The sequence below is a fragment of the Salegentibacter agarivorans genome, from assembly GCF_900113135.1.
GTDB lineage: Bacteria > Bacteroidota > Bacteroidia > Flavobacteriales > Flavobacteriaceae > Salegentibacter > Salegentibacter agarivorans.
The window spans coordinates 76609-85850 of sequence record NZ_FOOH01000015.1; the positions used below are offsets into that span (position 1 = coordinate 76609).

The following is a 9242-nucleotide window of genomic DNA, read 5'->3' on the forward strand; positions in this document are numbered from 1 at the left end:
AGTGAAAAATTACAGGTTGTTAACTTTTAACTAAAAGTGTCACCCATAAGACTCTACGAAAAGGGAAATGTTACATATAATTGAAGAAAATATTTTAAAAGCTGCTTATGCCTTTTCAGACTTCTTAGCTTTTTTTCGGGAACGATATATAAAATATCCCAGGCCACCCACCAACAAATAAGGAAAAGCCATTAGGTAAAGAATCCCGTTATTAATACCTTCAGCAGCACTGGTATCGGTATCGCTTTCTAAAACTGCGCGGCACATAGAACATTGTGCTTCAGCTAATTCAGGAAGTAGCAGCAAAAAGAAAAAGATAAATAAAAACCTGATTTTCATAGCAGTAATTTCTAAATGCAAATTTAATAAATTTTACTATTAAGCTCTCTTTGCAGTTGTTAAGACTTAAACTACTTCAGAAGAAAAATTAATAATACGGAAACATAAAAATATAAACCAAAACCCCTGTAATTGCAACATAAGACCAGATTGGAAAGGTCCAGCGGGCAATTTTTGCGTGTTTATCATATTCGCCGGTTAAGCCGCGATACATGGTAAAAAGTACCAGGGGAACAATAATTGCTGAAAGTACTATATGCGTAATTAAAATAAAGAAATAAACAGGACGTAAAATTCCTTCTCCGCCATAAGGCACGGGATCGTTACTAATTTTAGAGATCACATAACTCACCAGAAATATGGCTGAAAGTACAAATGCGGTGATCATCACATTTCTATGCAGTTTATATTCCTTAATACTCATAAAGAAGTAGCCAAGCATTAGTAAAACAGCCGTAGAACCATTTAAAACCGCGTGAAAAAACGGGAAAGTTCCTGTTTGTGCGCCAAAAATATTATAACGCTCTGGGAGGTACATAAGAATAAGTACCAAAACCGGCATAAGTATAGATAATGCAATTATTACCGGCACCGCAATTTTATCGCTTTTTGTTAGTGCTTTTCTCACAGTAGTTTTTTAATATCTTCAATTAAAATATCAATTTGCGGTTCTTCTTCACCTTCTACAACCGATTTATTTCTTTCTACAGATCCTCGATAATAAATCATTGGGTTTCCAAAATTATCTAAACGTGATCTAATATAACCTTCTTTATCAACAAGCGCAAAAAGGCCCTGGTGAGCAAAACCACCGGGAACTTCACTATTTTCACCGGCATAAATATTATATCCGCCATTTGCCAGCCCGTAAATGGAATCTTTTTCTCCGGTTAATAGATTCCAGTTGGGATGATCTATTCCATAATTTTCAGCATAAGCATTTAAAACTTCTGGTGTATCATGTTTTGGATCTATTGAAAATGAAGCAATTCCAAAATCTTCTTCATTTTTAAATTCTTCCTGAACTTCTACCAGGTTTTGATTCATAATTGGGCAAATTGTAGGGCAGGTTGTAAAAAAGAATTCGGCTACATATACCTTCCCACGGTAATCTTTACTACTAACCGTGTCACCATCCTGGTTTATTAATTGAAATTCTGGGGCTTTTTTCTTTCTTCCGTTTATTTCGATATAAGAAAGTGCCTTATCGGTATTCAATTTTTTGTCGGCTCCTTTAATATTTAATCGGTCAGATTTTACTACTTCATCGCTACTAATCGTTTCAACTATTTTTGGAATAACAATTATTCCGAAAATTAAAATGATAAGCGAAAGCCCTATATAAGAATACTTTTTTTTCATGCTAATTGTTTTTTCTTTCGGCGTTGTTCTTTTTTAAAGCCAGCCTGTATTCAGCAAGAATAACTTTTACATCGTCGTTCATTTTATCACTCAATTCTGCCACCGAACGGGAGTCATACCCATAAACCTTTCCAAAATCTTCATCTTCATCACGCCCTCTTAAATTAAGGTCTTTATCTACAATAAAAACGTAAGGCGTATAAGTATTATTAAGCTGGTGTGGAGTGTTGAAACTTTCAAACACCTCTTCTACCTGTGCTGAAGTTCCAAAAATGAATTCCCATTTTTCAGTTTCAGAAATACCGCTAAATTCTTCTTTAAATTTTTCAGCTTCTTCCCTGGCTTCTTGTGGTAATACCACTACGAACTGAAAATCTTTGAATTCGTAATATTTTTCAAGTATTTTCTGGTCAAGATTAAATGTGTTCCCCTTTAGGTTATCGAGATCTTTCCCAAAAAAAGCTACAATGCTAATTTTATCTTCTAAACTAATAGGCTCCCCATCAAGACTTTCAAATTTAGAAACATCTTTAACTTCCGGAGTTAACACAGGTAATTTTGCGAAATTATTTTGACCTGAAGCAAAAAACATATAAGCAATAATAGGCAATGCAAAAAGCACTAAAAGCACTAAAAACTTTTTCATAATCGGGTCTATAGAAGTGAGTGCAAAAATAAAAAGACGGTATCACAAAACCGCCTTTCTCTAAACTTTTAACTTTTAAGCCAGATTAAAAATCCCAGGCTACGTGATTAGATTTAAACACCTCATAAATATAGTCACCTTCTGTTAGAAGAATAAAAATAAGGTAACTTATAAGAAAAACTGAGGTCCAAACAATTGCTCTTCGCAATCCTTTAGTTTCGCCTTCAAGGTGCATAAAAGACCAGGCAATATAATAAGCTTTATAAATTGTAAGAATTATAAATATCCAGTTAAGAAGAGACATACTTAAAAAAGAAGTTCTTGTAAGAAATTCTGGTTTAAAAATCCCTAAAACAACTTCTATAAGTGTAACGATAGATAGGATTACAAATACCGTCCAGATCTTCTTTGTATTAGATTCGTGATGATGTGCTGTACCGTGTGCCATTTTTAATATTTTCTAAAATTATACCAGGTAAAAGAATGTGAAAACAAATACCCAAACTAAATCTACAAAGTGCCAGTAAAGACCAACTTTCTCTACCATTTCGTAATTTTTTCTTCGCTCGTAAGTACCAAGAAGTACATTAAAGAAAATTACGATATTAATAAGTACCCCAGTAAAAACGTGAAAACCGTGGAAACCGGTAATAAAGAAGAAAAAATCTCCAAATAATGGCGGGCCGTATTCATTACGGGTAAGGTTAGCACCTTCTACCACTCCTGCGGCTTCATTATCTAATTTAGCAATAGATTCTTCACGAGAAAGGATGGTTTTTTCACCCTCTTCGGTCATTATTTGTGTTCTTATTAAAAGGTCTGGATTTGCAGCAAAACCAGCTTTTATTTCTTCTATAGAATAAGATGGCATAGCTTTTTCAGATTCAAACCATACTCCATTTTTAGATTCGTGCTCCACCCTATCTGAAGCTGCTGGGATAGCAATATCTGCCAGTGCTACCCTATGACCGTCGCCATCAATAAACTGAAGAACGTTACCTCCATTAGTGTAAACCGCGCCATAAGTTCCATTGATAAAATTTTTCCATTCCCAGGCTTGAGAACCAAGGAAAATAATTCCCCCAATAATAGTAAGAAACATATAAAAAGTAACTTTGGCTTTATTTAACTGGTGGCCGGCATCTACTGCCAATACCATGGTTACCGAAGAAAAAATAAGGATAAAAGTCATTAATGCCACATAATACATTGGCGCATCTACACCGTGTAAGAATGGAAAGTGATTAAAAACTTCGTCGGCAATTGGCCACGAATCCATAAATTTAAAGCGGGAAAACCCATAAGCTGCAAGAAAACCAGAGAAGGTAAGTGCATCGGAAACGATGAAAAACCACATCATCATTTTGCCATAACTGGACTTTAAAGGCTCATTACCACCACCCCAGGTTTTACCTTCGGTGCCTGTTCTAACAACAGTAGCTTCCATAGAAGAGTATTTAAATTTTAAGTATTGCGCAAAAATACGCAATTTTATTATCTAAAGAAATATAAAAACACAAACAGGTAAATCCACATAAGATCAACAAAATGCCAAAAAGTCGCACCTAGCTCAATTCCAAGCATTTGACCTTTTTTATAACGTTGTTTAAAATGGTTATAAATTACTACCAAAAGCGTGATAATGCCCGCCAACAGGTGAGCCATATGCACTAGAACCAGTACGTAAATAAAGGAAGTTGTAATACTACTTTCACTACCGGTAAAGTAGTAACCTTCGGCTATAATTTCAGTAAATCCATTAAATTGAAGCGCCACAAATAAGACCGCAAGAACCAGTGTACCAATAAGTAAGGCGGAGGCGTTTCTTCGGTTTCCGGTTAAAATACTTTGTTTTGCTAACATAAACGTGAGGCTGCTTAAAACTATAACAAGAGTACTCCACATGAATGCATTTGGAAGATCAAATTCTGTTAACCAGTCTGGCCTTGTTTTACTTACTACATAAGCACTGGTGAGCCCACCAAAGGTCATAATCATACTAATTATCCCAAACCAGAGCATCATCTTCTTTGCCCTATCGTATTTGTGCTTTTCGGCACCTTGAGTTAAATCCATTCTCTTATAAATTTATCAAAAACATATACTATTTGAAGTAGCGTAATATAAGATACGCTTGCAAACATCAATTTCTTAGCGGCCTGCGCCGTCTTTTCCTTATACAATTTTAAAGCATAATACAGCATTCCCAGGCCAAGTAGAAGAATGAGCCCGCCAGCTACCGGCGATAGAAAAAGTTTACCTGTAACTCCAAAAACAGGAATTAAAGAAACTAAAATGGTCCATACCGTATAAAGAATTACCTGTATGGCCGTTCCCTTATCACGCTTTCCGGTAGGTAGCATAAAAAAACCTCCTTTTTTATAATCGTCAAACAACCACCAACCTATTGCCCAAAAATGAGGAAACTGCCAGAAAAATTGTATCATAAATAAAGTTCCGGGCTCTATACTAAAATCTCCTGTGGCCGCTACCCAACCTAACATAAAAGGAATTGCTCCCGGAATTGCACCTACAAAAACTGATAACGGGGTTTTAGTCTTAAGTGGAGTATAAACACTTACATATAAAAATATACTAATTGCCCCAAACATAGCCGTCTTGGGGTTTATAATGTATAAAACGATAAGCCCGGCGATGGTAAAAATACTTGCGATTAAAAACGCTGTACTTACCGACATTCTACCATCGGGAATAGGTCGGTTTTTGGTGCGATCCATAAGTGCATCAAGATCCCGCTCTATAATTTGGTTATAAGCATTTGAAGCGCCCACCATAAAGTAACCACCAATGGCAAGTAAAAAAACAGTAACAAAGTCTATGCTATCTGCACCCAAAAAATAACCTGCAACCGAAGAAAAAACCACGCTTACGGCAAGCCGCACCTTGGTAATTTCTTTAAAGTCTGTTAGGATAGAAGCCGAGGAAGTATGTACACCGGTGCTGCTCAAAAATAGGTTTTTTCAATTGGCGCAAAGATACTCCTTAATTGGGTTTTGGCAAGGGTGCAAAAATGTTAATTTTCAGCACTTAAGAAAATGAAAAAATATTGAATAAAACTACTTAAAATACTATAGTAATTTAGCAATTTATTTAATAATCGTAATACCAGTTAAAAATATCGGTACGTAAACCAAAATTTATCCAGGAAGTTGTATTCTCATAATTTTGATGCGTTTTTACATCGGGGTTAAAAGAGCGATAAATAAAACTACCGTAAAGCTTTAAATTTGTTGCCGGGTTTACAATATAACCTGCTTCAATATTCGAAAAGAAAGAAGTTGTAGTATTTCCCTGGCCAATTTTCACACCGACATCAAAAGGCCGCTGGCGCTCGCTGGTATAGATGTCTCCTCCATAGGCAGCCTGGTTTGTTGCCATATTATAATCAAAACCTCTATTGCCGTAAATTACTTTGGCACTTCCATACCATCTATCATTTTTATAGCGGGCAATAGCTAAAATCTCCCTGAAATTAGAGCCCCACAAGTGAGCCATAGACTGGTTATTATGCCCATAATTTAAAACCCCTGTGTTATGCGAATAAGTGTAAGGCCGTACCTGGTTATATTCTGCCTGCAGAAATAACCCGGGAATTTTAAAAGCATCAAAATATTTCACTCCCAATTGATACCCAAGTTTGTTTTTCCAGCTTTGATTCCCACCAAAAACATCAGAAGTAGAGAATTCATCTATAATCATTTGACCATAGATATTAATTTCATCTGAAAATTTATATTTTGAAGTAAGGCCAATAAGTGCATTGCCGCCACGTGCCCCGGTAGAAAATTCTATAGCCCGATAAAAAATTACCGGGTTCAAATAATTTAAATCGAAGCCCCGGTTATTATCATTTTCCCAAACCACAGATTCAAATAAACCAATATTAAGCCTTTTGGTTACATTATAACTCAAGTAATGGTTGGCCATATATTTTGTTCTAAAGGAACCATTTTCTGTAACTGCCGGTCTCACATCACGCAAAGACATCCAGGTATTGGTATATTTTAACTTCCAAAACGTGGTGTTGAGTTTAAAATAAGGATATGGTGAAGCATTATCACTCATTAAAAGGGAGCGATAACCGTCTCCAATAAAGTTTTTGCCGTGGCCAAATTGAAGATTAAAAAACTTATTGGGTGTGTAAGATAAATACCCTTCAGCTACAGGATAATCATAACCTTCGTCCATAAAAGGTTTTGCAATTCCCCTGCCGGGTATTATAGCAGGATCGCCACCATCTGGCCTAATAGATTCGGCAAACCTATTGTAATAATCGACAAACCTGCCCTGATTTTCGTAAGCTACCGTATAAAAATTAAACTTTTTCCCTAAACCACCCTGAAAAATAAGAGCACGGGTGTTATTATACGTAAAATCGAAGTCTGTTTGCTGAAAATCTTTTCCTAACTGAAGATCTAAAGCAAAATCCAGGGTAAACCAATAATCTTTGGTTTGATATTGCACCAAATGCTCATTCCATAACTTTTTGCCAAACCAGGAATCTGCATCCCGCAGCATTTTATTTTCTTCAGCTTTAAAATTATAATATTTAGAAACTTCAGAAAAAAGCAAAGGCTTTGAAGCCGAGTGAGTATTCACTCCTATTTTATTGAATTCAGCATCAAAACGGCTGTAGTATTCATGCGATAAAGGAATATTTATCTGACTTTCATACCGAGGGCGCGTAAATTCTTCCGATTGAATTTGATCATATTCATTAGTCAGATCATCTTCTTGAGGTTGCTGAAAATTGATTTCTGAAATATCAGGTTCAACCTGGGAGGTAGTAGAAAAATCTTCAGTATTTAATTCCAACGGAATTTTTACAGGCATTTTAAACTGGACAAAAATTGGCCTGGAATTATAAGTAGCCGGCTTAATTTGAGGCAACAAATTAAAAACACGCTGCATTTCTTCCTTTAATTCTGCATAAGCTGCATCTGTATAAACAACATTAAAATTTCCGGTTTTATCAACTTCAAAAATAACAATGATTTCTCCCCTATAATTTTCTCGTATTACCTCTAAAGGAACTTCGTAATTATTCAGAACAAATTTGGTAAGGGTATTTTTAAAGCAGGTTTCTTTATTAGCAAAATCTACATTGGTACATTGAAGAAATTCAGGAAAACGCTGGCTATTATCCTGGGCCTGAGATTTTAAAATAATCGCACTTAGCAAGAAAAGAAGAAACAGGTAGTTCTTCATACTTAAAGTAGGGAAAGATTGGTTACACCTTCGAAATATACATTTTTTTAGATAGAGTAAACCAGCTTAAAATAAAAAATCCCGGGACAAGCCCGGGATTTAAATTTATACTAAATAAATGTCTTAGTCCTGAATTTGGAATACAATTGGTAAAGAGTACATAACCCCTACTGCCTTACCACGTTGTTTACCCGGTTGCATACTAGGCAATTTATTAATTACCCTTGCTGCTTCACGCTCTAACCTTGGGTGGGGCGCTCTGGATTGAACATTGGTAATATTTCCTTTTTCATCTATCTTAAACTGAACAATTACCCTGTTTACACCAGAAAGGCCAAGTTCTGCACCAAGATCTGTATCGAACTCACGGTTTACAAACTGACTAATCTTTTGGCTCATACATTGCTTACGCTCTTCGTTGTTATTTAGGTTTTCACAACCCGGGAAGATTGGCACATCTTCAATTACAGCGAAGGGAACATCTGCAACCTCTTCTTCTACGGGTGCTTCAACAACCTCTTCTACCTCAACAATTTCATCCATATTGGTTTCAGTAGACTCAATTTCGTCTTCTTCTACCTCTTCCTCATCCTCTACAACTTCAATAACCTCTGGTGCCGGAGGTGGAGGTGGAGGAGGTGGAGGTGTATTCTGCATCTCTGTAATTGGGATTTCTTCATCGTCTAAATCGTCCATATTTAACTGGCCGGTATCAATGGCTTCCTTGTCATAAGTCTTCCATTCAATTGCCCTCCAGGTAATTAATAGAACAACAATAAGCCCCAATTGCAGAAAAAATACACTTCTTCTGGTTAAATCGGCTTTTGGATTTTTCTTTGGTTCCATAATAGGTTATTGATTAATAAGGATTGCTAAATTAAATATTTTTTCTAAAAAATTAAATTAATCTTACTATTTAACCTTTTTAGACTCTTTTCAAAGAGAAGAAAGATAATAACAGCAAGCAAAATTCCAGCAGTATTCGCCAAAATATCATACCAATCTGGTTCTCTATAACTGGTAAGTACACCCTGTAAAACCTCAATTAACATACCAAACAGTATAGAGAGGCCGGCTATTTTAAATAGGTGACCTTTATAAGTAGCTTGAGGTCTATTTTTTTGCATAAAATATACCTTCCACAATGCTACAAGTCCAAAATAGGCCCCAAGATGTAAAAGTTTATCTGTAGGATTAAAACTCCCCACACTAATTTTACCGAGTTTCACTAAAGAAGAAACCGTTAGTAATATAATATAAAGGCTCGCTACAAATAAAGTTATTTTAGCTACCAAGAACTTCTTTGTAGGCATCTGCACTTAAAAGATCTTCCAGCTGAGATTCATCAGAAAATTTAATTTTAATCATCCAACCTTCTCCGTAAGGATCTGAATTTACTTTTTCCGGCTCATCTTCAAGGCTCTCGTTAAATTTAATAATTTCGCCAGAAAGAGGCAAATAAAGGTCTGAAACTGTTTTTACAGCTTCAACTGTTCCAAAAACCTCTTCTCTTTCAAGGGTTTCGTCTACGGTTTCTACTTCTACATAAACGATATCACCTAATTCGCCCTGGGCAAAATCTGTAACACCAATTGTAGCCGTATCACCTTCTACCTTAATCCATTCGTGGTCTTTGGTGTACTTTAAATCTTGTGGAATATTCATT

At 35.8% G+C, this 9242-nt stretch carries 12 protein-coding genes; all 12 read right to left on the reverse strand.

The genetic code is table 11. From position 1 onward, the window contains the following. Window positions 1-105 precede the first annotated feature (105 nt). The 12 genes from BM084_RS12160 to gcvH all read right to left on the reverse strand — a co-directional run bounded on the left by BM084_RS12160 (window position 106) and on the right by gcvH (window position 9241). Window positions 106-339: a hypothetical protein gene (locus BM084_RS12160; RefSeq protein ID WP_093305030.1), complete on the reverse strand. Its 234-nt coding sequence runs from the start codon at window positions 337-339 to the stop codon at window positions 106-108. Between the two features lie 88 nt (window positions 340-427). Then, window positions 428-967: a DUF420 domain-containing protein gene (locus BM084_RS12165; protein WP_093305034.1), complete on the reverse strand. Its 540-nt coding sequence runs from the start codon at window positions 965-967 to the stop codon at window positions 428-430. Further along, window positions 964-1701, reverse strand: a complete 738-nt coding sequence (locus BM084_RS12170; protein ID WP_093305036.1) for an SCO family protein — start codon at window positions 1699-1701, stop codon at window positions 964-966. The genes BM084_RS12165 and BM084_RS12170 overlap by 4 nt, the downstream gene beginning before the upstream one ends. A 1-nt stretch (window position 1702) precedes the next feature. Further along, window positions 1703-2347, reverse strand: a complete 645-nt coding sequence (locus tag BM084_RS12175; RefSeq protein ID WP_075325662.1) for a hypothetical protein — start codon at window positions 2345-2347, stop codon at window positions 1703-1705. 85 nt (window positions 2348-2432) lie between these two features. Beyond that, on the reverse strand, window positions 2433-2795 hold the full coding sequence (locus BM084_RS12180; protein ID WP_075325661.1) for a cytochrome C oxidase subunit IV family protein: 363 nt from the start codon (window positions 2793-2795) through the stop codon (window positions 2433-2435). Window positions 2796-2813: 18 nt separating this feature from the next. After that, window positions 2814-3794, reverse strand: coding sequence for a cytochrome c oxidase subunit 3 (locus tag BM084_RS12185; protein ID WP_075325660.1), 981 nt, complete (start codon window positions 3792-3794; stop codon window positions 2814-2816). A gap of 47 nt (window positions 3795-3841) precedes the next feature. Further along, on the reverse strand, window positions 3842-4423 hold the full coding sequence (locus tag BM084_RS12190; protein WP_093305038.1) for a cytochrome c oxidase subunit 3: 582 nt from the start codon (window positions 4421-4423) through the stop codon (window positions 3842-3844). Beyond that, on the reverse strand, window positions 4414-5316 hold the full coding sequence (gene cyoE / locus BM084_RS12195) for a heme o synthase (protein WP_075325658.1): 903 nt from the start codon (window positions 5314-5316) through the stop codon (window positions 4414-4416). Before cyoE ends, BM084_RS12190 begins: the two co-directional genes overlap by 10 nt. 142 nt (window positions 5317-5458) lie before the next feature. Continuing rightward, window positions 5459-7576: a gliding motility protein RemB gene (locus tag BM084_RS12200; protein WP_093305041.1), complete on the reverse strand. Its 2118-nt coding sequence runs from the start codon at window positions 7574-7576 to the stop codon at window positions 5459-5461. Window positions 7577-7699: 123 nt separating this feature from the next. Beyond that, window positions 7700-8422 carry an energy transducer TonB gene (locus BM084_RS12205; protein ID WP_075325656.1) on the reverse strand — a complete coding sequence of 241 codons (723 nt, stop codon included), beginning with the start codon at window positions 8420-8422 and terminating at the stop codon, window positions 7700-7702. Window positions 8423-8466: 44 nt separating this feature from the next. Beyond that, window positions 8467-8871, reverse strand: coding sequence for a VanZ family protein (locus BM084_RS12210; protein ID WP_245764369.1), 405 nt, complete (start codon window positions 8869-8871; stop codon window positions 8467-8469). Further along, a complete protein-coding gene (gcvH, locus tag BM084_RS12215) occupies window positions 8861-9241 on the reverse strand; it encodes a glycine cleavage system protein GcvH (protein WP_093305044.1) in 381 nt (126 codons plus the stop codon). The genes BM084_RS12210 and gcvH overlap by 11 nt, the downstream gene beginning before the upstream one ends. Window position 9242: the final 1 nt, after the last annotated feature.

What these genes read in the sequence shown, in the direction of transcription:
- BM084_RS12160 (WP_093305030.1), bottom strand. Translation starts at nt 339, where the DNA reads ATGAAAATCAGGTTTTTATTTATCTTTTTCTTTTTGCTGCTACTTCCT.
- BM084_RS12170 (WP_093305036.1), bottom strand. Translation starts at nt 1,701, where the DNA reads ATGAAAAAAAAGTATTCTTATATAGGGCTTTCGCTTATCATTTTAATT.
- BM084_RS12175 (WP_075325662.1), bottom strand. Translation starts at nt 2,347, where the DNA reads ATGAAAAAGTTTTTAGTGCTTTTAGTGCTTTTTGCATTGCCTATTATT.
- BM084_RS12180 (WP_075325661.1), bottom strand. Translation starts at nt 2,795, where the DNA reads ATGGCACACGGTACAGCACATCATCACGAATCTAATACAAAGAAGATC.
- BM084_RS12185 (WP_075325660.1), bottom strand. Translation starts at nt 3,794, where the DNA reads ATGGAAGCTACTGTTGTTAGAACAGGCACCGAAGGTAAAACCTGGGGT.
- BM084_RS12190 (WP_093305038.1), bottom strand. Translation starts at nt 4,423, where the DNA reads ATGGATTTAACTCAAGGTGCCGAAAAGCACAAATACGATAGGGCAAAG.
- BM084_RS12200 (WP_093305041.1), bottom strand. Translation starts at nt 7,576, where the DNA reads ATGAAGAACTACCTGTTTCTTCTTTTCTTGCTAAGTGCGATTATTTTA.
- BM084_RS12205 (WP_075325656.1), bottom strand. Translation starts at nt 8,422, where the DNA reads ATGGAACCAAAGAAAAATCCAAAAGCCGATTTAACCAGAAGAAGTGTA.
- gcvH (WP_093305044.1), bottom strand. Translation starts at nt 9,241, where the DNA reads ATGAATATTCCACAAGATTTAAAGTACACCAAAGACCACGAATGGATT.